General features: G+C 37.6%; 22 protein-coding genes and 1 other annotated feature. Of the genes, 19 read left to right on the top strand and 3 right to left on the bottom strand.

Going from position 1 to position 21,846, the window contains the following annotated elements:
* Positions 1 to 37: 37 nt before the first annotated feature.
* From alaS to trxA, 6 genes are all read left to right on the top strand, one after another.
* On the top strand, positions 38 to 2,677 hold the full coding sequence (alaS, locus tag ACLHK8_RS10185; RefSeq protein ID WP_057775097.1) for an alanine--tRNA ligase: 2,640 nt from the start codon (positions 38 to 40) through the stop codon (positions 2,675 to 2,677).
* A 120-nt stretch (positions 2,678 to 2,797) separates the two neighbouring features.
* On the top strand, positions 2,798 to 3,097 hold the full coding sequence (locus tag ACLHK8_RS10190; RefSeq protein WP_057775094.1) for an IreB family regulatory phosphoprotein: 300 nt from the start codon (positions 2,798 to 2,800) through the stop codon (positions 3,095 to 3,097).
* On the top strand, positions 3,094 to 3,534 hold the full coding sequence (gene ruvX / locus ACLHK8_RS10195; protein ID WP_057775090.1) for a Holliday junction resolvase RuvX: 441 nt from the start codon (positions 3,094 to 3,096) through the stop codon (positions 3,532 to 3,534). The genes ACLHK8_RS10190 and ruvX overlap by 4 nt, the downstream gene beginning before the upstream one ends.
* A 9-nt stretch (positions 3,535 to 3,543) precedes the next feature.
* Positions 3,544 to 3,840 (top strand): DUF1292 domain-containing protein, encoded by a 297-nt coding sequence (locus ACLHK8_RS10200; RefSeq protein WP_057775087.1) that lies wholly within the window; start codon positions 3,544 to 3,546, stop codon positions 3,838 to 3,840.
* 153 nt (positions 3,841 to 3,993) lie between these two features.
* Positions 3,994 to 6,351 carry an endonuclease MutS2 gene (locus ACLHK8_RS10205; RefSeq protein WP_063697905.1) on the top strand — a complete coding sequence of 786 codons (2,358 nt, stop codon included), beginning with the start codon at positions 3,994 to 3,996 and terminating at the stop codon, positions 6,349 to 6,351.
* A gap of 84 nt (positions 6,352 to 6,435) precedes the next feature.
* Positions 6,436 to 6,747, top strand: a complete 312-nt coding sequence (trxA, locus tag ACLHK8_RS10210; RefSeq protein ID WP_057775081.1) for a thioredoxin — start codon at positions 6,436 to 6,438, stop codon at positions 6,745 to 6,747.
* Positions 6,748 to 6,910: 163 nt separating this feature from the next.
* Here trxA and ACLHK8_RS10215 read toward each other — a convergent pair whose 3' ends face one another.
* On the bottom strand, positions 6,911 to 8,194 hold the full coding sequence (locus ACLHK8_RS10215; protein ID WP_434520327.1) for an ISL3 family transposase: 1,284 nt from the start codon (positions 8,192 to 8,194) through the stop codon (positions 6,911 to 6,913).
* Between the two features lie 33 nt (positions 8,195 to 8,227).
* Here ACLHK8_RS10215 and ACLHK8_RS10220 point away from each other — a divergent pair, with 33 nt between their 5' ends.
* The 9 genes from ACLHK8_RS10220 (at position 8,228) to ACLHK8_RS10260 (ending at position 15,933) form a co-directional block, all read left to right on the top strand.
* A complete protein-coding gene (locus tag ACLHK8_RS10220) occupies positions 8,228 to 8,863 on the top strand; it encodes a helix-turn-helix domain-containing protein (RefSeq protein WP_320532042.1) in 636 nt (211 codons plus the stop codon).
* Positions 8,860 to 9,741 (top strand): IS3 family transposase, encoded by an 882-nt coding sequence (locus ACLHK8_RS10225; RefSeq protein ID WP_231908604.1) that lies wholly within the window; start codon positions 8,860 to 8,862, stop codon positions 9,739 to 9,741. The genes ACLHK8_RS10220 and ACLHK8_RS10225 overlap by 4 nt, the downstream gene beginning before the upstream one ends.
* 211 nt (positions 9,742 to 9,952) lie before the next feature.
* Complete coding sequence (locus ACLHK8_RS10230; RefSeq protein WP_063697898.1) at positions 9,953 to 10,102, top strand: teichoic acid D-Ala incorporation-associated protein DltX; 150 nt, start codon at positions 9,953 to 9,955, stop codon at positions 10,100 to 10,102.
* 29 nt (positions 10,103 to 10,131) lie between these two features.
* Positions 10,132 to 11,655, top strand: a complete 1,524-nt coding sequence (dltA, locus tag ACLHK8_RS10235) for a D-alanine--poly(phosphoribitol) ligase subunit DltA (RefSeq protein ID WP_057774911.1) — start codon at positions 10,132 to 10,134, stop codon at positions 11,653 to 11,655.
* A complete protein-coding gene (dltB, locus tag ACLHK8_RS10240; protein WP_057774909.1) occupies positions 11,655 to 12,854 on the top strand; it encodes a D-alanyl-lipoteichoic acid biosynthesis protein DltB in 1,200 nt (399 codons plus the stop codon). Before dltA ends, dltB begins: the two co-directional genes overlap by 1 nt.
* A 26-nt stretch (positions 12,855 to 12,880) precedes the next feature.
* Complete coding sequence (gene dltC / locus ACLHK8_RS10245; protein WP_057774905.1) at positions 12,881 to 13,117, top strand: D-alanine--poly(phosphoribitol) ligase subunit DltC; 237 nt, start codon at positions 12,881 to 12,883, stop codon at positions 13,115 to 13,117.
* Entirely contained in the window at positions 13,117 to 14,385 is a 1,269-nt protein-coding gene (gene dltD, locus ACLHK8_RS10250) for a D-alanyl-lipoteichoic acid biosynthesis protein DltD (protein ID WP_057774902.1), read from the top strand. Before dltC ends, dltD begins: the two co-directional genes overlap by 1 nt.
* Positions 14,386 to 14,512: 127 nt before the next feature.
* Positions 14,513 to 15,337, top strand: coding sequence for a glutamate racemase (racE, locus tag ACLHK8_RS10255; RefSeq protein ID WP_057774918.1), 825 nt, complete (start codon positions 14,513 to 14,515; stop codon positions 15,335 to 15,337).
* The gene (locus ACLHK8_RS10260) at positions 15,334 to 15,933 is read left to right on the top strand and encodes an XTP/dITP diphosphatase (RefSeq protein WP_057774899.1); all 600 of its coding nucleotides are present in this window, start codon (positions 15,334 to 15,336) and stop codon (positions 15,931 to 15,933) included. The genes racE and ACLHK8_RS10260 overlap by 4 nt, the downstream gene beginning before the upstream one ends.
* A 67-nt stretch (positions 15,934 to 16,000) precedes the next feature.
* On the opposite strand, the gene ACLHK8_RS10265 is transcribed toward ACLHK8_RS10260, so the two are convergent.
* Positions 16,001 to 16,735, bottom strand: a complete 735-nt coding sequence (locus ACLHK8_RS10265; protein WP_158694978.1) for a mechanosensitive ion channel family protein — start codon at positions 16,733 to 16,735, stop codon at positions 16,001 to 16,003.
* Between the two features lie 296 nt (positions 16,736 to 17,031).
* Between ACLHK8_RS10265 and ACLHK8_RS10270 the strand changes: the two genes are divergently transcribed.
* Both ACLHK8_RS10270 and ACLHK8_RS10275 read left to right on the top strand, forming a co-directional pair.
* Positions 17,032 to 17,433: a DUF948 domain-containing protein gene (locus ACLHK8_RS10270; protein WP_057774893.1), complete on the top strand. Its 402-nt coding sequence runs from the start codon at positions 17,032 to 17,034 to the stop codon at positions 17,431 to 17,433.
* 19 nt (positions 17,434 to 17,452) lie between these two features.
* Positions 17,453 to 17,836, top strand: coding sequence for a hypothetical protein (locus ACLHK8_RS10275; protein WP_057774891.1), 384 nt, complete (start codon positions 17,453 to 17,455; stop codon positions 17,834 to 17,836).
* Positions 17,837 to 17,912: 76 nt separating this feature from the next.
* Here ACLHK8_RS10275 and ACLHK8_RS10280 read toward each other — a convergent pair whose 3' ends face one another.
* Positions 17,913 to 19,010, bottom strand: a complete 1,098-nt coding sequence (locus tag ACLHK8_RS10280; RefSeq protein WP_057774888.1) for a M24 family metallopeptidase — start codon at positions 19,008 to 19,010, stop codon at positions 17,913 to 17,915.
* Positions 19,011 to 19,204: 194 nt separating this feature from the next.
* Here ACLHK8_RS10280 and ccpA point away from each other — a divergent pair, with 194 nt between their 5' ends.
* Both ccpA and ACLHK8_RS10290 read left to right on the top strand, forming a co-directional pair.
* The gene (gene ccpA / locus ACLHK8_RS10285; RefSeq protein ID WP_057774885.1) at positions 19,205 to 20,209 is read left to right on the top strand and encodes a catabolite control protein A; all 1,005 of its coding nucleotides are present in this window, start codon (positions 19,205 to 19,207) and stop codon (positions 20,207 to 20,209) included.
* Positions 20,210 to 20,354: 145 nt separating this feature from the next.
* Positions 20,355 to 20,617, top strand: a binding site (T-box leader).
* Positions 20,618 to 20,668: 51 nt separating this feature from the next.
* Positions 20,669 to 21,841 carry a trans-sulfuration enzyme family protein gene (locus ACLHK8_RS10290; protein ID WP_063697896.1) on the top strand — a complete coding sequence of 391 codons (1,173 nt, stop codon included), beginning with the start codon at positions 20,669 to 20,671 and terminating at the stop codon, positions 21,839 to 21,841.
* Positions 21,842 to 21,846 lie beyond the last annotated feature (5 nt).

The following is a 21,846-nucleotide window of genomic DNA, read 5'->3' on the forward strand; positions in this document are numbered from 1 at the left end:
CAACGGTCTTTTTGTGCAATTAGAAGGGAAGAAAATCATGGAGAGAAAATCAAGTAGTGAAGTTAGAAAAATGTTTTTGGACTTTTTTAAGTCTAAAGGTCATATTGTAGAACCAAGTGCACCATTAGTACCACACGATGATCCAACGTTATTGTGGATTAATTCTGGGGTAGCCACAATGAAAAAGTATTTTGATGGCAGTGTGGTGCCAGATGTGCCACGGCTAACTAGTTCACAAAAAAGTATTCGAACAAATGATATTGAAAACGTTGGTCATACTGCGCGTCATCATACGTTATTTGAGATGTTAGGAAATTTTTCGGTAGGAGATTATTTTAAGGAAGAAGCAATTACATGGGCTTGGGAATTATTGACTAGTCCAGACTGGTTTGCAATGGATCCAGAGAAACTCTTTATTACGGTTTATCCAAAAGATACGGATGCTAAACATGATTGGGAATCAGTTGGTGTGCCAGCAGACCATATTATTCCCGTGGAAGATAACTTTTGGGATATTGGCGAGGGCCCAAGTGGTCCAGATTCAGAAATTTTCTATGATCGTGGCGAATCGTTTAATAATTTAGCTGATGACGATCCGGAAAATTATCCTGGTGGCGAAAATGAACGTTACTTAGAGATTTGGAATATTGTTTTCTCACAATTTAATCATCAACCGGATGGTTCATATGAGCCATTACCTAACAAGAACATTGATACGGGGATGGGGCTTGAACGAGTAGTTTCCATTTTCCAAAATGCGCCTACAAACTTTGAAACTGATTTATTCTTGCCATTGATCCATGAGACTGAAAAATTTAGTGGTAAAAAATATAATGAGGATAAAGAACAAGATGTTGCCTTTAAGGTAATTGCAGATCATGCACGGGCAATTACATTTGCAATTGGGGATGGCGCTCTTCCTTCGAATGAAGGTCGGGGCTACGTGATTCGCCGTTTGATTCGGCGAGCTGTGATGTATGGTCAAAAGCTTGGTATTGAAGAAAGCTTTTTATTTAAATTGGTCCCAGTTGTTGGGAAGATTATGCAATCTTATTATCCAGAAGTGCTTGAACAAAGTGATTATATCGCTGAAGTCGTTTCATCAGAAGAGAGTCGTTTTAATGAAACTTTAAACGATGGTGTTCAATTGCTTGATCAAATCATCAAAAAGAATAAAGAAAATAACGTTAAAGAAATTAATGGATCAGATGCCTTCAAACTTTTCGATACTTATGGCTTTCCTTTAGATTTGACTACTGAGTATGCTCATGATGAAGGGCTAGAAGTAGATCAAAAAGGCTTCGAAGCTGAAATGCAGCAACAAAAACAACGTGCTCGTGCAGCACGTGGTAATCAAGTTTCCATGGGTGTGCAATCAGGATTACTCACAGGAATTCAAACCCCAAGTCGTTACGTTGGGTATACTGAATTAACTGTAGATCATGCGGTTCTCAAAGATATCATTCAAGATGACCAACTTGTGTCAGATGCAAAAAAAGGTGAAGCCCAATTAATTTTTGATGTCACACCATTTTATGCAGAAATGGGGGGCCAGGTTGCTGACAAAGGGACGATTACTGATGTTGATGGTAATGTGGTCGCGGAAGTAAAAGATGTGCAGCATGCACCAAATGGTCAGAATTTGCATACCGTTAAAGTACTACGACCTTTGCAAACGGAACAAGCATACGTATTAAGTGTAGACCGTCATTTCCACAGTAAGGTTGAAAAAAATCATACAGGAACTCATTTGTTGGACCAGGCTTTACGAGACGTTTTCGGTGAACATACTAAACAGGCGGGCTCTTTAGTTGAACCGGATTATCTGCGTTTTGACTTCACTCATTTTGGTCAAGTCACGCAGGCTGATTTGCAAAAAGTAGAAAGCATTGTTAACGAAAAGATATTTGCTGAAATTCCAGTTAAAACAGTGGAGACTGACATTGAATCTGCTAAAAAGCTTGGAGCAATCGCCTTATTCAGTGAAAAATATGGCAAAAAAGTCCGCGTGGTGAGTGTCGGTGATTATTCAGTTGAATTTTGTGGTGGCGATCACGTTAAAAATACAAACGAGTTAGGTTTGTTTAAAATTGTTTCGGAGTCAGGAGTCGGAGCTGGTGTACGTCGAATTGAGGCCGTTACTTCAGCTGAAGCCTACGAATATTTATTGAGCCATGATGAACTTTTAACCCAAACAGCTCAAAAAGTGAAAGCTGTTCAGGTCAAAGATACACCGCAAAAAGTAGCTCAATTGCAAGAAACTGTTAAAGCACTTACACAAAAAGTAACGAATCTAGAAAACAAGATGGCTAAAGAAGAAGCGGCCGGAATTTTTGATGATGTGAAACACGCCGGGCAATATTCCGTAGTGGCAAGTGTCGTGAATGTTACCGGGATGGCTCAATTAAGAGATCTAGCTGACGACTGGAAACAACGCAAAGCTTCAGATGTTTTAATTCTGGGTGCTGCTGTCGGTGAAAAAGCTAATTTATTAGTTGCTGTTTCAGATGCACAGGTTAAGGCTGGTCTAAAAGCTGGCGACCTAATCAAAGCAATTTCTAAGGAAATAAATGGTGGCGGCGGTGGTCGACCTAACCTAGCACAAGCTGGGGGTAGTAACCCATCAGGACTGAAACAAGCATTGGCCAACGGAATTTCATGGTTAGCAGAAAAGTAATAAAATGTTTCGGCTTGACTAATAGCGTGTTACGAGTTGATTACAATGGACTGCATTGTTTGTACTTTTGTGGGGTATCAGGTAAAATTATCTTGATAAACAATACAGGAGGTGCTTTCGATGAGTAAATTAGATAAGACAATGTTTTTTGATTTCAGTAACGATGCACCTAATGACTTACATGAAACTTTGAAAACAGTTTATGATGCTTTGGAAGAAAAGGGATATAATCCGATTGATCAAATTGTTGGCTATTTACTCTCGGGAGACCCAGCTTATATTCCGAGATTAAACGATGCGCGAAATTTAATTCGTAAACATCAACGTGATGAAATTATCGAAGAATTGGTTCGTAATTATCTTTCTAAAGATCGTGATGACTTAAATAAGTCTGGTCAGTCAGCTGGTCCTGTCAAATGAGATTAATGGGATTAGATGTTGGCTCAAAAACGGTCGGAATCGCGGTCAGTGATGCCTTGGGATGGACTGCACAGGGCGTGGAGATCGTACCAATCAATGAAGCACAAAAAGAATTTGGTTTAGACCGCATGAAAGAATTAGTTGCTCAATACGAAGTGGCTGGAATTGTGGTTGGACTGCCTAAAAATATGAATAATACGTCTGGCCCTCGGGTTGATGCTGCAAAAGCATATGGCCAACTGATGATTGATACATTTGATTTACCAGTTGATTATGAAGATGAGCGATTAACAACCGTTGAGGCGCAACGAATGTTAATCGAGCAGGCTGATACTTCTCGAAAAAAGCGAAAAAAAGTTATTGATAAATTAGCAGCTAGCTTGATTCTTGAAAACTATTTAAATCGCCAAGGTAAACTACTAAATAAATTGAAGTGAGGATTTCTAATGAGCGAAGAAGCAGATAAAGAACAACAAATTACACTCGTTGACGAACACGGAAATGAAGAACTTTACAACGTTTTATTTACATTCGATTCTGAAGATTATGGTAAGTCATATATGTTTTTGTATCCATCTGACGCAGAGGACGATGCAGAAGTAGATATTCAGGCATACTCATACATTCCTGATGCGGATGGTAATGCAGACGAGGGTCAGTTAAACGAAATTGAATCAGACGATGAATGGAAGATGGCTGAAGAAGTTTTGAACACCTTTTTAGGTGACAATGACGAAGATTAATCTACAGTTACAGAATAAGTAAACGATCGAATCTGAGAAGACTCAATATTCAGATCTGATCGTTTTTTGTTTGATAAACTTGTTGTTTGGGTTAAGATAAAATTAGGTAATAAACACGTCAAGTACGATTAGATGAACAAAGGACTATAAGTGATGAATAAAAAAATTTTTGAAACACTAGAATATCAAAAAGTTAAAGACAAACTGAAACCATATTTGACTTCTGATAATGGAAAACAAGAACTAGCTAATCTAGAACCAATGGTAAACCAAGATCAAATTCAACGAGCACTTACCGAGACATTAGATGGAGCGGATGCCTACCGATTAAAGGGTGGAATTCCAATTGCAAGGCTTGCTAATATTTCTCCACAGATGAAACGCCTTGAAATAGGCGCAACTTTAAGTGGGCTTGAATTATCACAAGTGACAAAGATGTTACGAACTACGCAAGATGTGCTTAATTTTTTTAAGAAACTCCAAGAAGAAAAAATTGAATTTCGGACCTTATATACGACTGTCGATAAATTACAGGCGCTACCAGAAATATCGAAACGGTTAATGAAATCTATTGAGGGCGATGGCCATATCACCAACGAAGCTTCCGATAAGTTATTTGGAATTCGTAATCGAATTTCATCTACCGAATCAGAAATTAGAGCGAAGATGGACGGCTATACCCGTGGAAAAGATGCCAAGTATTTAAGTGACTCGATTATTACAATGCGAGATGGTCGGTATGTTATTCCGGTCATGGCCCAGTACCGAAGCCATTTTGGTGGGGTAGTGCACGATCAAAGTGCTTCTGGTCAAACGATGTACATTGAGCCCCAAGCGGTGATGGAACTTAATAATCGTTTACGGCAAAATCAAGTTGAAGAAAAAACTGAGGAAGAACGAATCTTAACTGAATTATCAGAATCGCTAATTCCTTATCGAGAAGACTTGTTAAATAATGCAAAAATTTTAGGACATTTGGATTTTATCAATGCCAAGGCTCGTTATGCGGCTGAAATTAAGGCTACGGAACCAACTATTTCAGAGCAAAATCAAGTGCATTTTCGACAAGCTCGACATCCTCTAGTTGATCCAAAAAAGATTGTGCCAAATGACATTGATCTTGGAGAAGATTATAAAGCTTTAATTATCACCGGACCAAATACCGGTGGAAAAACAATTACTTTAAAAACTTTTGGATTATTGCAACTAATGGCGCAATCAGGTTTATTTATTCCAGTTTCGGAAAATAGTCAGATGGGAATCTTTACTGAAATATTTGCCGACATTGGTGACGAACAATCAATTGAACAAAATTTGAGTACTTTTTCTTCACACATGGATAATATTGTGAAAATTTTAGATCAAATTGATGAACGTAGCTTGGTTTTGTTTGATGAACTTGGCGGGGGTACCGATCCAAAAGAAGGGGCTGCTCTCGCGATTGCTATTTTAGATCGGGTTGGTAGTTCTGGTAGTTACGTGATGGCGACAACGCATTATCCAGAGTTAAAGGCGTACGGTTATAATCGTCCAGAGACAATGAACGCCAGTATGGAATTTGATACAGAATCTTTAGAACCAACATATAAGTTGTTAGTTGGTATTCCTGGGAGTAGTAATGCGTTTGATATTGCGACTCGTTTGGGGATCGAACCTGGTGTGATTATGCAGGCAAGATCTTTAATTGATCAGGACAGTCAGGATTTGAGTGCGATGATAGCTGATCTATCTGCGCGCCAAAAAGAAGCCGCCGATCGAGCTGCAAAATTAAAGGTGGAAGTAGCGGAAGCAGAATCACTGCACAAAGATCTAGCTAATGAGTATCAGAAATTACGTAATTCCAAAGATCAGTATCTAGAAAAGGCAAAATTAGAAGCTAACAAGTTAGTTGAAGATACCGAAGAAAAAACGGATGTTATTATCAAACGACTAAGAAAAATGGAAATGCAAGGTGGAGCAGCGATTAAGGAAAATCAACTCATTGATTCTAAAAGTGAGTTAAATGCGCTCCACCAAGCACCAAATTTGAAAAAGAATCGGGTTTTGCAACGGGCTAAAGCAAAACAGGCCCTAAAACCTAATGATGATGTCATGGTGACTAGTTACGGACAACGTGGGTCGCTCTTACGGCAAACAGATAAAAAGCATTGGGAAGTCCAAATGGGCATTATTAAGATGAAAGTGCCAACGGATGAGATTGAAAAACTCGCGCCTGAAAAAGAACAACCGCAAAAGAATCATACAACTATTCGGCGTTCCAGTTCATCTGTTAAACCAACGCTGGATTTGCGTGGTAAACGTTATGAAGAAGCGATGACGGAAGTTGATCGTTATGTTGATTCAGCGTTATTGGCAGGTTATCCAATGGTCACGATTGTGCATGGTAAAGGAACTGGGGCTTTGCGAAAGGGAATTACGGAATATTTGCAAAGAAATCGTCAAGTTAAACATTTTGAATATGCTGCTCCAAATGCCGGTGGTAATGGGGCAACAGTGGTTCAATTTAAATAACTAATTTTTTGTAAGCAAAATTTTTGGTAATTAGATAATTCTTTGATAAACTAGTAACAGATATTGAGAAAGAGGGCTATCAAGATGGTAGAAACAATTACAGATGATGATTTCAAAGAAAAAACTGGTCAGGGTGTAACATTGACTGACTTTTGGGCAACATGGTGTGGACCTTGTCGGATGCAATCTCCAGTTGTTGAACAGCTTGAGAGTGAAATGAACGATAAAGTTAAGTTTACAAAGATGGATGTAGATGCCAATCCTGAAACTGCTCAAAGCTTTGGGATTATGAGTATTCCTACATTGATGGTTAAAAAAGATGGCGCTGTTGTGGATACATTGGTGGGCTATCACTCAAAAGAACAGATCGAAAAAGTTTTAGAGCAGTACGCTTAATTAGAGTTAAATAATAGAAACCACGGTATAAATCTGGCTTGTTTTAAAGTGAACCCCCAAGGTTGGACAGAAAAATCCAATTTTGGGGGTTTCATTTATGAGTAAATTTAATTGGCTCTTTGTCAAATCCTGTTGATAGATGAATTTGGGACACTGTTAGAAGTTATGCAACTTCTAACAGTGTCTTTTTGTTTGGTTTGGTTCTCATTTGTTGTAATTTAACTCTTGAAACTAAGTGGTGATAATTTCGGAAACCGAAGGCAGTTCTTTGAATTTGCTTAATCATTCTATTGATCCCTTCAATTGGACCATTAGAATACTTTGATTCACTGGCATTGAGGACTATTTCAAGATTCTTTTTAAATGTGGTTAAAACATCTTTCATTTGCGAGCTAAGCTTATCGTTGTTATATAAATATTGAACAAGACCATCTTTGTCGTGATTTTTAAGACATATCATAATGCCTTGCATGGCGTTATAAGTATTTAACAGTCTTTCATCAACATCTAGACCTAACTGAACTCTTTCGAGTTGAGTTACTTGTTTCCTAAGGTGTCGATCGAAAAATGTTTTTTTAATCTCAAGCTCATCGAAGTGTTTTAAATAAAGTTTCCAGGAGAATTTAAGCATCCGATATTCCTTGGATTGTTTCTTGTATTCTTTCATAATTTGAACGCGACTTTGGTTAAAAGATCTAGTCATCATCGCAACAATATGAAAACGATCGACAATTATTTTGGCATTTGGAAATACCAATCTGGCGATATCTTGATAGTAACTATTAAGGCCCAGAGAAACTGTCTTTACTTGCTTTCTAGCGGTGCTGTCAAACTTATTAAAGTAATCAATAATAGTTTGTTTAAAGCGATCCGGTAGGATCTGTTGAATTTCATGATCACCATCACCGTTAATACAAAGAAAGTGGAAATCGCCGCCAACACCACGAAATTCATCCATAGATAAGTGCTCAGGTAAAGAATGATAATTTCTCCGAAATAGATCATCATAGTTGTCTAAATAGCGACAAACGGTACTGGGAGAAACACTATTGTCTAAAGCAATACTAGTCTGAGTACGATCATCCTGAAGATGCATGAATATTTTTTGTCTGGTAGCTTTGGAAATATTACAATACTTATTGACGAGGTCTGTTGTTGCCATTACCGAGTTTCCACAATTTTTACAGATTAATCGTTCTTTATGAAGTTCAAGATAGACGGGCTCACTAGCGTTGGCCGACGGATATGAAACGCGTGACACATAGTGTCCGTTATGACTAAAGTTTTCAAAACCACATTGAGGACACCTTGTATAAGTGGCTTTTACATTGGCAACATAGACTTTAGCAGGTTTTGATTTTATGAATTGATGCTTATAACTGAAAAAAATAACATTTGGGTCTTTAATACTGAGTGAAAATTTTATATTATTATCTATAGGGTTCATGGTTTCTCACATCCTTTGATGATGCTGTAGTGGGTGGATTTTTTTGTGTGTGGGGACCTGTGGGCCTCTTTTTTTTTCAAAAAAATCCTGTTAATAGATTACCACATTGGTAGTTCATCAACAGGAAAAAGTATAGAGCCATTTAATTTCGATTTTAAAGTTAAGATTGTCACCGAGTATTTAAGTGGTCAGGCAGCTTATTCACTAGCGAGAAAGTATGGGATTGGCAGCAAGGCTACCGTTTCAATTTGGATTCAGCGATTTGAAAGATTTGGTATTAAAGGACTTCAGCCAAAAGCCATGGACTTAGAATACACTAGTCAGTTTAAAGTTGATGTATTAAACTGGAGGAAACAAAATCAGGCCTCACTTTCAGTAACCGCCTTACACTTTAATTTATCCTCGCCAAGTACAATTTGGCAATGGGAAAAGCGATTTGAGACATTAGGAATTGAAGGGCTTGAGCGAAAGCGAGGCAACTCGAAAAATATGGCAAAACACAAGAATGAGAACGCTAAACCAGTTGTCCAAAAGGACAACTCAACAACAAAAGATACTTTAAAGCAACTCCAAAAAGAGAATCAAATGTTGAAGATTGAGAATGAATACTTAAAAAAATTAGAAGCCTTAGCTCGGAAAAAATCAGCACAAAGGAAATCTCGAAAATAGCGACTGTGTTGAGGCAAATATTCCAAGTATCAATTAAATTGATTCTCAAAGTAATTAAAATACCGCGTAGCACGTATTACTACACTCGAAATCATGAAGGTCGAAAATTCAATGACGATCAAGTTATTCAAGCAATTGATGAAATTCGACAACAAGATTTAAAATACACAAAGAAGTACGGGTACCGTCGAATTACAAGTGCTCTGCATGATTTAGGATTTCAGATAAATCACAAGCGGGTTTTACGTATTATGCAAGAACATGCCTGGATATGTCATGCCTTTAATCGCCAAACTCGTAAATATAACTCGTATAAAGGATTAGTTGGTAGGATTGCCCCTAATCGGTTAAAGCGTCGCTTTAAGACCGACAGACCCTATCAAAAACTTGTAGCAGACGTCAGTGAATTTCGATATGGATCTATGGGAACAAATGAACGCGTTTATTTGGAACCGGTACTAGATTTATTCTCTGGAGAAATTTTAGCATTTAATATAAGTGAACATCCAACAGTTGAATTCGCCATTAAACCGCTCAAAGAAGCTTTAGAAGGACTTCCGGCACTAAATTATCGGACAACAGTTCATACTGACCAAGGCTTTCAGTATCAACATCGCCAATGGCGAACGCTCTTGAAAGAACATCATGCATTCCAAAGTATGTCTCGTAAAGCGACTTGCCTTGATAATGCAGTAATGGAGTCATTCTTTCATATTATGAAAGCAGAAATGATGGATGAACATTTTGAAGATAAAACTAGCCTAATTCAAGCAATGAAAGATTGGATAGACTTCTATAACAACCGTCGTATCAAAACAAAATTAAACGGCAAGCCCCCGGTAAAATACCGAGAACTCGCTGTTCAAAAAGCAGCTTAATAATTTGTCCAATTTTAAGGGTTCACTTCATTTTAGCCATATTTATACCGTGGTTTTTTATTGTTTCTTAAAGTATATAAAGAATTAGTTAACAGTTATGTTAATGGATTGTTACGAGAAGATTAAGTGATTATACTGAAACATATTTACACGTCAATTAATTCATGAGATACTGTGAAAGGTGCAGACGTGCATTCGAGGGGGGCGAAACATGAAAAATCAGTTAAAAACATTATGGCAGCGGGAATGGGTGAAGTTTCTGGGGCGTATGTTTTTTTATTTTGTTGTTTTTTTAATTTTGGTATATTTATATGGTTACAGCGGAATTAGCGGTGGCACATTTATCTACAATGAGTTTTAAGTGATTTGAAAAGTATTAGGGGGGAAACAATGCAAATTACGAACGTGATTAATGCAATTGATAAAAATAGTGAGCTTACACCAAATCGTATTGCTTATGATTATTTGGGTGAGACGCATACCTATCATGAATTGAAATGTTATTCAGACGCATTGGCTAGTAAAATTTGCCAAATGAAGTTAACCGTTGGAGCTCCAATTATGGTGTTTGGTGAACAAAGTTTTGAAATGGTGGCGACATTTTTAGGAATTGTAAAAAGTGGACATGCTTACATTCCAATTGATCAACATTCACCAAACGATCGAATAGAAATGATTCAAGAAATTGCCGACCCTGCTGCTTGCATTGCGGTGGAACCACTGCCAGTTTCAATCAAAGAAATTCCGGTAATTGGGCCTGATAAGTTGGCGCAAATTTTCAAAACAACTGGGAATTATGATCCAAGTCTGGCAGTTTCAGATGATCAAAATTATTATATTATCTTTACATCTGGTACAACTGGAAAACCAAAAGGGGTTCAAATTAGCCATCAGAATTTAACAAGTTTCGTCAATTGGATGTTAACAGATTTTGATTTACCAAAAGCCCCAGTAAGTTTAGCTCAAGCACCATATTCCTTTGATCTATCAGTGATGAGCCTTTACCCAACGTTGGTGAGTGGCGGAACTTTACGAGTTTTACCTAAAAAAATTACAGATAACTTTAAACAACTTTTTGAATATTTACCACATATGAAACTGAATGTATGGGTGTCAACGCCGTCATTTGTTGATATTTGTTTGTTACAGCCAGAGTTTGATGCGACACATTACCCAATCTTGAGCCGATTTCTGTTTTGTGGTGAAGAGTTAACGCACCGCACAGCTACTCAATTGAAAGAACGATTCCCGCAAGCTAAAATCTATAATACTTATGGTCCAACTGAGGCTACGGTTGCGGTAACGTCAATTGAAATTACACAAGAAGTCTTAAAGGATTACCAGCGGTTACCAATTGGTAAGATTAAATCAGATATGGAAATTGAAGTGGTTGATCAAGTTGGGCAGCGTGTTACACCTGGTGAAACAGGCGAACTAGTTATTTCTGGTCCTAGTGTTTCTAAAGGGTACTTGAATAATCCAACTAAAACAGCTCAAGCCTTCAAGCAGACTGATAATCACCGTGTTTATCATTCAGGTGATTTAGGTACAAAGGATAAAAATAATATTTTGCACTACTTAGGTCGGCTGGATTTTCAAATAAAATTACATGGATATCGAATAGAATTAGAAGAAGTCAATCATTTTTTGAATGCACAAAGATTTATTAAACAAGCAGTGGCAGTTCCAAAATACGACGCCAATCATAAAGTGGCCCAATTAATTGCGTATGTGATTGCAGAAGACAACGATTTTGAATCGAAAATGGCCTTAACAATGGCTATAAAAAAAGACTTGCAGGCTACCATGATGGCATATATGGTCCCAAATCGACTTGTTTTCAAAACGAGCCTGCCGCTGACTGCTAATGGCAAAATAGATTTGAAATCAATTATGAGTGAGGTTAATTCGTAATGTTAACATTTACACCGTATGAAAACCCCACCTACTTCGCTATATTAGCGCTTGGACTCTTACCAATTGTAATTGGCCTGCTTTGCGGCAGAAGATTTCACTGGTATGAAACTTTAATTTCGTTCTTCTTTTTAGTTCTCATTTTTGGTGGCTCCAAGTTGTCACAAGGAATTGCTTTAATTGCGTATCTAGTCTATGAAGTGCTGTTGGTTTGGGGATATATCGAGTATCGAAAAAAGAAAAATCAGACCGGTATCTTCGTGGGAGTTGTGATTCTGGCAATTTTGCCATTGGTAGTTGTTAAAATTACCCCGGCTATTCAAAATGGTACGCAATCCATTATTGGGTTCTTAGGGATTAGTTATTTAACGTTCAAAGTTGTTCAGACCATCATGGAATCTCGTGACGGGGTTTTAAAAAAATTTGATCCGTGGTTCTTTCTACAGTTTCTAGTTTTCTTTCCAACCATTTCTTCGGGACCAATTGATCGCTATCGACGGTTCAAACGTGATTACGACAATGTTCCTAAACAAGATAAATACTTGAAACTTTTACAAAAAGGGCTGCACAATATTTTTATGGGATTTATTTATAAATATATGTTGGCCTACATTTTTGGGACGCTGTTACTACCTAAATTGCAGCATCAAGCTTTAATGGCTCATGGCCTTTCTTGGTCGCTTGTCGGTGTGATGTATGTTTACAGTATGTATCTATTCTTTGATTTCGCGGGTTACAGTTTGTTTGCGATTGGTACAAGTTATTTTATGGGTGTTGAAACACCGATTAACTTTAATGCACCGTTTAAATCCCATAATATCAAAGAGTTCTGGAATCGTTGGCACATGACTTTATCATTTTGGTTCCGTGATTTCATTTATATGCGGTTAGTTTTCTTTTTAATGAAACATAAAGTTTTTAAGAGCCCAAAAACAACGGCTAACGTCACCTATATTATCAATATGACAATTATGGGTTTCTGGCATGGGGTGACTTGGTATTATATTACTTATGGTATTTTACACGGGGTCGCACTCGTTGTGAATGATTGGTGGCTAAGATACAAGAAAAAACACCAAGCCCAATTACCACACAATAAGTTTACAGAAGTTTTTGCAACATTTATAACTTTCAACTTTGTTTGTTTTACATTTTTACTATTTTCAGGCTTTTTAAACACAATGTTTTTCGTGAAGTAAGTTAATTTTTGAAGGGAGTAAATATAATGGACACAAAAGAAACAGTTTTAAATATTTTAGAGGATCTAACGGGTAATGACGTAAGTACAGATATGGATAGCAACCTTTTTGATGCTGGATTGTTGGACTCAATGGGGACTGTTCAACTCCTTTTGCAACTCCAAAGTGAGCTTGGAATTGCTGTACCAGTATCTGAATTTGAGCGCAGTGAATGGGATACGCCTAATAAAATTATTGCTCAAGTTAAGGAACTACAAGACTAGTGGCTAAGAAACTTTTTCTAATCTTTGGACCAGTGGTTTTAGCCGGGGTACTGTTACTGGCAATTCTGTTTTCCCCATTTAAGTTGAGTCATATCAATTCCAAAACGGAACGCCAGGCGGCAGTATCGTTATCGCCAAATGTTCTCAAGGGTCAAGTGATCAAGGAATCAGCCCTTTCACACAAGAAATTTGTCCCATTTTTTGGCTCTTCAGAGTTTTCAAGATTTAGCTTTTCTCATCCATCAGTACTGGCGACAAAATATAAGCGGCCTTATACCCCGTTTCTGATGGGTGCACCGGGGACCCAATCTTTGACTCATTATTTTCAAATGCAGCTTGTGGATCCCCAATTGAAGAATCGGAAGGCCGTTTTTGTGATCTCTCCTCAGTGGTTTGTACACAAGGGAGCACGTAAGGATGCATTTTCATTCTATTACTCACCACTGCAGTCAATCGTGTGGCTTTTAAATCAGCGCGAAGATCAAAAGATGGACCGTTATGCGGCGAAACGTTTACTTGAGATGCCTTCTGGAAAGGCCAATCATGTAATTGCGAGTGCTTTGAAAAGAGTTGCTGCTGGTAAAAGCATTACGACAGGGCAAAGGACCTACCTAACCTATGAAAAAAGGCTTTTGCAGCATGAAGATCAACTTTTTTCATCGCTTAAACTAAAAAATAATCAAAAACGAATTGATCATTTTGCTAAGCAATTGCCAGCCAACTATCAAATAAAAACGTTAGATAAGTTGGCAGTGGAGCAAGGAAAATTGCATACAACTAATAATAAATTTGGGATTGATAATCATTTTTATCAACGGCGGTTAGAGAAAAAGAAAAATAAATTCAAAAATTTCGAGCGCAATTGGAACTATACGCAATCCCCAGAATTTAGTGATTTTGAACTGGTTTTAAACCAATTTGCAAGTTTGCATACTAATGTTGAATTTGTTATTCCACCAGTTAATCAAAAGTGGAGTGAGTATACGGGATTATCACCAAAGATGCTGAAAGAATTTGATCAAAAAATTCGGTATCAATTAACATCGCAAGGTTTTACCAACATTTGCGACTTGAGTGATAAAGGTAACGTACCGTACTTTATGCAAGACACGATCCATTTAGGTTGGCGTGGTTGGTTGGCGGTTGATCAGGCAGTTGATCCATTTTTGACTACCAAACAAAAAACACCCCATTATCAGATTAATTCGAGGTTCTATTCAAAGGATTGGCAGAATTTGAAGACTGTTCCTAAAATGGCTGCTAATTAAAAATTTTCTACACTTAATAAAACAACAGGTTAGCTGTTGTTTTATTTTTTATCCAGAGGTCATGCTTGATTTTATTTTTTTTAAAAGAGATAATGGAGTTTCAGATCACGTGAAAAGGATGAATAAAATGGATAACCGTGCAATTGGATTTATGGATTCAGGAGTAGGTGGTTTGACGGTCGTGCGAGAGGCTTTACGGCAATTACCGCTTGAATCTGTTTACTTTATTGGGGACCAAGCTAGATTGCCTTATGGGCCTCGTTCTAGTGATGAGGTTCGTCATTTCTCTGAACAAATGGCCTCTTTTTTAATGCAGCGGGATATTAAAATGTTAGTCATTGCTTGCAATACTGCAACAGCGGCTGCGTTAGAAGATCTCCAAGAAAAGCTGCCGATTCCAGTAATTGGGGTGATTTCTCCAGGAAGCAGAGCCGCATTAAAAGCCACTCGTAATCGTCGAATTGGCGTTATTGGAACGGAAGGCACAATTAAGAGTCAGGCCTATGAAAGGGCAATTCTGTCTAAAGACAATTCTGTTGAGGTCTTTAGTTTAGCGTGTCCCAAGTTTGTGCCCCTCGTTGAGAGCAATGAGTATGATTCACCAATTGCTAAAAAGGTCGTTGCCGAGACGTTACAGTTTTTCGAGAATAAAGATGTGGATACATTGATTTTGGGATGTACACACTATCCGCTTTTAAGACCAATTATACAAGATGTGATGGGTGAACAAGTTAAGCTAATCGATTCGGGTGCTGAAACTGTGGGAACCGTTTCTGCGTTGTTGGATTATTTTGAGATTGCCAAAGATGCAGCAGGTGATCAAACTAAGAATGCATACTTTACAACAGCTTCCCCCTTAAGCTTTAATCAGATTGCTAGCCAATGGTTAGAGATTGATATTCAATCAAAAAAAGCGCAAATTGATGAACTAGAATTGAGGATAGAAAAATGACTGCAAATAATCATATCGTCATCGCTACCAATAATTTAGGCAAACTTGCGGAATTTAAGAAGTTATTTGCCCCCAAACATATTGAGGTTTCCTCGTTAAAAGATTATCCACAAATTGGAGAAATTAAAGAGACAGGTCTCACGTTTGAAGAAAATGCCACTTTAAAAGCTAGGGCAGTTGCCAAACAAACTAAGTTGCCAGTTTTAGCAGATGATTCGGGTCTCGAAATAGATGAACTAAATGGGCGTCCGGGAATCTTCTCTGCTCGGTATGCAGGTGATCATGATGATGCCGCCAATAATGCAAAAATATTGAGTGAGCTTGCAGGAGTGCCATTGGAGAAAAGAACGGCCACTTTCCATACAACATTGGTGTTGATGAAACCTAATGAAGATAAGCTGGTAGTCGATGGTGAATTACGAGGCCTAATCCTGTTAGTACCTAGGGGAAACAATGGATTTGGTTATGATCCTTTGTTTTGGGTACCAGAAAAAGAAAAATCTTTAGCAGAGATGTCAGCGGCTGAGAAGAATCAAATTAGTCATCGCGGAAGAGCCAGTGAAAAGCTTCTTAAGCTTTTCGATCAGTGGTGGTAATAACGAATAAATTATCTAAAAATGTCCTTGAGATGCAAATTTTAGTTTTGCATTTCAAGGACATTTTTTATTTGTTGGTTTTGAGCAATTGATTGTTGATAACATGAATCTTATTAGCAGAAAGCTCTGTTAGGTATTTTTGTAAATAAATTGTTTGAATTGTATCTACTGTTCCGTTAGCCACGTACATTTTAACCCGCAATCCGATATTTCCTTGATGATCCTGAACGGGGCCTGTTAATACAGGATCAGTTGTGACATCATTAAGGGTTGCGGTTAAGGTAGGATTTATTTTTTCAATAATTTTTTTTCCGTTTTCTAATTCAGACAAATCTGTGAAAGCAAGAAAAATAGTCACAACTTGATCGTTACGTGAATGATTAGCAATTGCTGTAATTGATCGATTAGGAATGAAATTTGTGGTACCATCATCAGAAAGAATCTGAGTAGAACGTAAACCAATTTCGGTTACTTTTCCATTAATGTTTTGGATAGTAACTTGATCACCAACATCCAATTGACCATCCAACAAAATGAATAAGCCATTTACAATATCGCTGACTAAGCCCTGCGCACCAAGGCCAACTGCGATACTAATAATACCGGCCCCAGCAACGAGCGTGCCAATCGGAACACCAATAATGGAAAGCAAGGCATAAAGATAGAAGAATAAAACAACATAGTGAAAAATATTAATGACTAGAGCTAATAACGTCATTGCTCGGCTAGGCATAGCGTCATTTAAGTGGTGGTATTTATGTAATCCACGAGTTAATAAACGTTTACCAATTGAATTTAGCAACCAAAAAAATATAGAGATCAGAATAATTTCAAATAGATGATTAATTAAACCTGTCGCGATCTTTTCCCAGTCAAAGGAAGTAAAATACTTTTGAAAGGCTTTGATTAGTGAAAGAGGGGAGCTTGTGGCACCGATAAAAAAGTTAATATTGACCATCTCCTTATATATTGATTTTAACAGACTAAAAAAAATTTGTAATCAGTTTCATAAAAAAAGGATTTTACTTCTTTTTTAATTGCAGTGGGTAATTTGTAATGATATGCTTAAGATATTCAAGTTAACGAGGAGGTTGAATTATGACAGGTGGCGGAATTGCAGCGATTATCGCAGCAGTAGCTTTATTAGTATTAGTATTATTTATTGGAGTTGTTTTGATCCGTGCTTCAAAGATTCTAGTGGAAATTAACCGAAGTTTAGCGGTAGTTACAAAAGATGTGGATTTACTTTCTAAAGAAGCCGAAGACATTATGGCTAATGCAAATGATTTATTGGCTGATGTGAATGGTAAGGTAGCAACGATTGATCCAGTATTTCAAGCAATGGCTGATCTAGGTCAGAGCACTTCTGATTTAAATGAGGCAACTCGTAATTTGACAACAAAATTGACAAATCCAGGTAAGAAATCTGGCAAAGTTTCGACAGCTTTCAAAGTTGGCAAGAGTGCTGTAAATATGTATAGAGAACATAAAAACAAATAAAAAGTTGGAGGTTTTAGAAATGGGAAAAGCTAAATTTTTATTAGGAGCTTTATTAGGTGGCTCTGCTGCAGTTTATGCAACCTTGAAATTAACTGGTACAACAAAAGAGGATTTGATTGAAGGCGCGCAGGAAAAAGTTAACCAATTCAGAGCAGATAATAATCTTGAGGGCGACGATTGGGAAAGCGAATTAAAAGACCGTATTTTTGATTCTGCCGCGGATCTTAAGGAAAAGGTTCTTGAGGGTAAAAGCGATCTTTTTGAATCCGCGTCTGATAGCTTTCAGGCATCAACCGATGAACTTCGAGATGAATTAGATCAAGAGGACGATATCTTTGTTGATGGCGATGGTGCGTACGAAGCACCAACGGAAGTCTTTATGCCGCACGCTGATTCAAAGTAAATGGCAACTCTAAACAAACAAAAAGGCTCTTTCGCATAAAAACGAAAGGGTCTTTTAATTTATCGAAAATATGAAATTAACCAACATATGTGAGTTCTTTTGAAGTATGTGTGAAAGGTTCACAACCATTTTTGGTAATGTGTACGCAGTCTTCAATCCGAACACCGGCAACTCCGGGAATGTAAATCCCAGGTTCAATTGAGAAACACATGCCTTCTTCAAGAGCCATTTTATTTCCTTCCATGATAGACGGAAATTCATGTTCGCCCATGCCCATCCCGTGGCCAAGACGATGAATAAAGTATTCACCGTAACCAGCTTTTGTGATGATATCACGAGCAATTTTATCTAAATCCTCTGCAATCATACCTGGTTTAGCTTGTGCTTGTGCGGTTAATTGTGCTTCTAAACATACTTTATAAATATCCATGGATTTTTCGTTTGGTTTCCCAACGGCAACTGTTCGAGACGCATCACTAATATATCCTTGGTGAATGGTTCCTAAATCGAATAAGACTAATTCATTGTTTTGGATCTTATTCATTGCAGTCGCGCCATGAGGCTCAGCAGCGTGGGCACCAGCCTGAATTAAAGTGTCAAAACTCATTTGCATGACACCTTTTTTCTTAAGGACATATTCTAATTCTGCTGAAATTTCTGCTTCGGGACGGCCAGTTTGAACCGCTTCAAAGCCAATTTTAAATGCTAGGTCCGCTTCACGACCGGCCGCGTCTAATTTTTCAATTTCGTCTGCTGTTTTAATTAAACGGAGTTTTTCAATCGAAGGGGTTAAATCTAGATCAAAATTGGCCGTTGGGAATTGAGCTTTCATCGCATTGAAATGAGCAATTGTAAGATTGTTTTTTTCAATGGCCCAATGAGTAGGGGCGGCTGCGCGTTTTTTAATTTGGGTAGCGATCATTTCAAACGGCTGCTCATGATCTAGGTAACCATAAACTGGAAATTTCCAACCAGTGTCGCGAATGGCTTCCACTTCAAGCGCTGGCGCGAACAGGAATGGATCAGCATTTGGAAAAACAAACAAGCCAAGAATGCGTTCCACTGGATCACTTGCGAATCCGGTTAGGTACTCAATTGACTTAGGATCGCTAATATAAGCAATATCTATCTTATGATCATTGACCCACGTACGAACTTTATCTAGCTGTGTCATGTAATCGTCTTCTTTCTTTTTGTGTTATTAATATTATATCATACAGGTTTCCCTTGAAATAAAACTAAAAAAGAGGTATATTTTTCATGAAAGCGTTTCCTACACTTGCAGAGACTTACTTTTTTTGGTAACGTTGACAAGGCAATGAAAACATGTGAAAACGTATAATAACGCACAAAGGAGACTTTATTCAAATGGAAAAACAAACTGTAACGATTTATGATGTGGCACGAGAGGCTGGAGTTTCAATGGCCACGGTTTCACGAGTGGTGAATGGTAATCAAAATGTAAAACCAGCTACTAGACAACGAGTTAACGATGTTATTGATAAACTTGATTACCGTCCTAACGCTGTAGCACGAGGATTAGCAAGCAAGAAGTCGACAACCATTGGGGTCATTATCCCAGATGTAACTAACGGGTATTTTGCTTCGTTAGCACGAGGAATTGATGATGTTGCTTCAATGTATAAGTACAACATTATTATGGAAAATTCTGACGAAAACGATCAAAAAGAAATGATGGTTTTAAATACACTACTTGCAAAACAAGTTGATGGTATTATTTTTATGGGTAATCGGGTTAATGATAAATTACGTGAAGAGTTTTCACATTCAAGAACTCCGATTGTTTTTGCCGGTTCTGTGGATGACCAAGAAAGTGTACCATCTGTAAGTATTGATTATGTTAAATCAACTGAAGAAGCGGTTTCTAAACTAATTGCTGAGGGAAACAAAAAGGTTGCATTTATTAGTGGTTCATTGAGTGAACCAATTAATGGTCAGTATCGATTAGCAGGTTATAAAGAAGCTCTCAAAAAAGCTGGATACAAATTCGATGAAAAGCTAATTTTTGAAACTGATTACAGTTATGAAGCTGGAATAAAGTTAGCAAGCCAGCTTAAGGGGACAGATATCAGTGCGGCATTTGTTGGTGATGATCGATTGGCCGCAGGAGTTTTAAATGGTTTAACCGATCAGGGTGTTAAGGTACCTGATGAATTTGCTTTAATCACAAGCAACGATACACAAGTTGCCCAACTTGTTCGTCCACAATTAACATCAATTACTCAGCCACTTTATGATATTGGGGCAGTTTCAATGCGTTTATTGACTAAGTTGATGAACAAAGAAGAGATCGAAGAACCAACGATTACATTACCTTATGGTTTGGACAGTCGTCAGACAACCAAAAAATAAGTTAGCTAGTGAATAGAATCATGCAAAGCAGTCTTGAGTGTCATCAAGGCTGCTTTTTTATGAAAAAGATTAATGTGAGATGAAAAAAAGATTAAAAAACGGTTGACTTTTTTAATTTAGAGATGAATAATAACTTTAATAAATAAAAAATGTATAGATGAGTAAACAAGCAATTATTTACAGAGAGTCGTTATCTGGTGGAAAACGATAATAAAAACTGGTTGAAGATGGTCTAATTGCAATTTCTTTGGTCGAGCATTCAGGTGTAAGACTAAAAGCGGGAACTCCCGTTATAGGGTTAGGGTATCTGAGTAAATAAAATTTGAATCACGTACCTGAAGAGGAATAATCTGTGAAGGTTATTTGAATTAAGGTGGTACCGCGGAAAAGCATGTTTCCGTCCTTGTCTAGAAATAGGCGGGGATGAGAACGTGCTTTTTTTATTTGGAGGTAATAATAATGACGGGATTTAATACAGAATTAGTACACGGTCAAAATATTCATGATAATCAAACTGGTGCAATAAATATTCCTATCTATAATTCATCTACATATGCATATCCTAGTGCGACAAGTAAAGTGAGATGGGATTATGAACGGTCAGGCAATCCGACTCGTGAATATTTAGAAAAACAAATAACTTTGTTGGAAAATGGTAAAAATGGATTTGCATTCGCTTCTGGAATGGCGGCTATTCATGCTGTTTTTGCAATTTTTAAACCGGGCGATCATATTTTGGTTGGTAATCAAATCTACGGGGGCACATTTCGAATTTTAAACCAGTATTTTAAAGAACGTGGAATTGAGTTTGCAGTGGTTGATACGACTAACTTAGCCACGATCGAGCCTGCTATTAAAGAAAATACGAAAGCAATTTATTTTGAGCCGGTTACGAATCCGTTATTACGTGTTTCTAGCGTGACAGAAGTTGCAAAAATTGCTAAACAACATCATTTGCTAACAATCGTAGATAATACTTTTTTAACTCCCTATTTGCAAAAGCCGCTTAACTTAGGTGCAGATATTGTGTTGCATTCGGCAACAAAGTACCTTAGCGGTCATTCTGATGTGGTCGCCGGGTTGGTGGTTACAAACAGTGAAGAATTAGGAAAAAAGATTTATTTTGTTCAAAATGCTTTGGGTGGCGTATTATCACCAGAAAGTGCCAGTTTGGTAAGACGTGGGATTCAAACCCTTTCAGTCCGGATGGATCGGCAACAGCAAAACGCCTTTGAAATTATTCATTTTTTAGAGAAACAATCTGAAATCTCGAAAATTTATTATCCTGGCATAAAGGGAACAAAAGATTATTTGATTGCATCTACAGAGTGCCACGGATTTGGCGGAGTCCTTTCTTTTGAATTGGCGCCACAAATCAATGCAGCGGCTTTTGTTAATCAATTGCAGTTAATTTGTTTAGCGGTTAGTTTGGGAGCAGTTGAAAGTTTGGCAGAATTACCTTATGAGATGAGCCACGCTGAGTTACCACCAGCCGAAAGATTAAAGGCAGGTATTAGCACTCAATTAATTCGGTTAGCAGTGGGTATTGAAGATAGCACAGATTTAATTGCAGATTTGAAGCAGGCCATTGCTTTTGCGGTAGCTCACCCAGTCGAAAAACAGAAAATATAAAAGGA

This window comes from Pediococcus sp. M21F004, from assembly GCF_051122535.1.
Lineage (GTDB): Bacteria > Bacillota > Bacilli > Lactobacillales > Lactobacillaceae > Pediococcus > Pediococcus inopinatus.

Bases quoted from the DNA above. Each gene is read 5' to 3' on its own strand.
- ACLHK8_RS10205 (WP_063697905.1), top strand. From the start codon at position 3,994: ATGAATAAAAAAATTTTTGAAACACTAGAATATCAAAAAGTTAAAGAC.
- dltB (WP_057774909.1), top strand. From the start codon at position 11,655: ATGTTAACATTTACACCGTATGAAAACCCCACCTACTTCGCTATATTA.
- ACLHK8_RS10290 (WP_063697896.1), top strand. From the start codon at position 20,669: ATGACGGGATTTAATACAGAATTAGTACACGGTCAAAATATTCATGAT.
- ACLHK8_RS10200 (WP_057775087.1), top strand. From the start codon at position 3,544: ATGAGCGAAGAAGCAGATAAAGAACAACAAATTACACTCGTTGACGAA.
- ccpA (WP_057774885.1), top strand. From the start codon at position 19,205: ATGGAAAAACAAACTGTAACGATTTATGATGTGGCACGAGAGGCTGGA.
- trxA (WP_057775081.1), top strand. From the start codon at position 6,436: ATGGTAGAAACAATTACAGATGATGATTTCAAAGAAAAAACTGGTCAG.
- ACLHK8_RS10280 (WP_057774888.1), bottom strand. From the start codon at position 19,010: ATGACACAGCTAGATAAAGTTCGTACGTGGGTCAATGATCATAAGATA.
- ACLHK8_RS10230 (WP_063697898.1), top strand. From the start codon at position 9,953: ATGAAAAATCAGTTAAAAACATTATGGCAGCGGGAATGGGTGAAGTTT.
- ACLHK8_RS10190 (WP_057775094.1), top strand. From the start codon at position 2,798: ATGAGTAAATTAGATAAGACAATGTTTTTTGATTTCAGTAACGATGCA.
- alaS (WP_057775097.1), top strand. From the start codon at position 38: ATGGAGAGAAAATCAAGTAGTGAAGTTAGAAAAATGTTTTTGGACTTT.
- dltC (WP_057774905.1), top strand. From the start codon at position 12,881: ATGGACACAAAAGAAACAGTTTTAAATATTTTAGAGGATCTAACGGGT.
- ACLHK8_RS10275 (WP_057774891.1), top strand. From the start codon at position 17,453: ATGGGAAAAGCTAAATTTTTATTAGGAGCTTTATTAGGTGGCTCTGCT.
- dltA (WP_057774911.1), top strand. From the start codon at position 10,132: ATGCAAATTACGAACGTGATTAATGCAATTGATAAAAATAGTGAGCTT.
- ruvX (WP_057775090.1), top strand. From the start codon at position 3,094: ATGAGATTAATGGGATTAGATGTTGGCTCAAAAACGGTCGGAATCGCG.
- ACLHK8_RS10215 (WP_434520327.1), bottom strand. From the start codon at position 8,194: ATGAACCCTATAGATAATAATATAAAATTTTCACTCAGTATTAAAGAC.
- ACLHK8_RS10270 (WP_057774893.1), top strand. From the start codon at position 17,032: ATGACAGGTGGCGGAATTGCAGCGATTATCGCAGCAGTAGCTTTATTA.
- ACLHK8_RS10260 (WP_057774899.1), top strand. From the start codon at position 15,334: ATGACTGCAAATAATCATATCGTCATCGCTACCAATAATTTAGGCAAA.
- racE (WP_057774918.1), top strand. From the start codon at position 14,513: ATGGATAACCGTGCAATTGGATTTATGGATTCAGGAGTAGGTGGTTTG.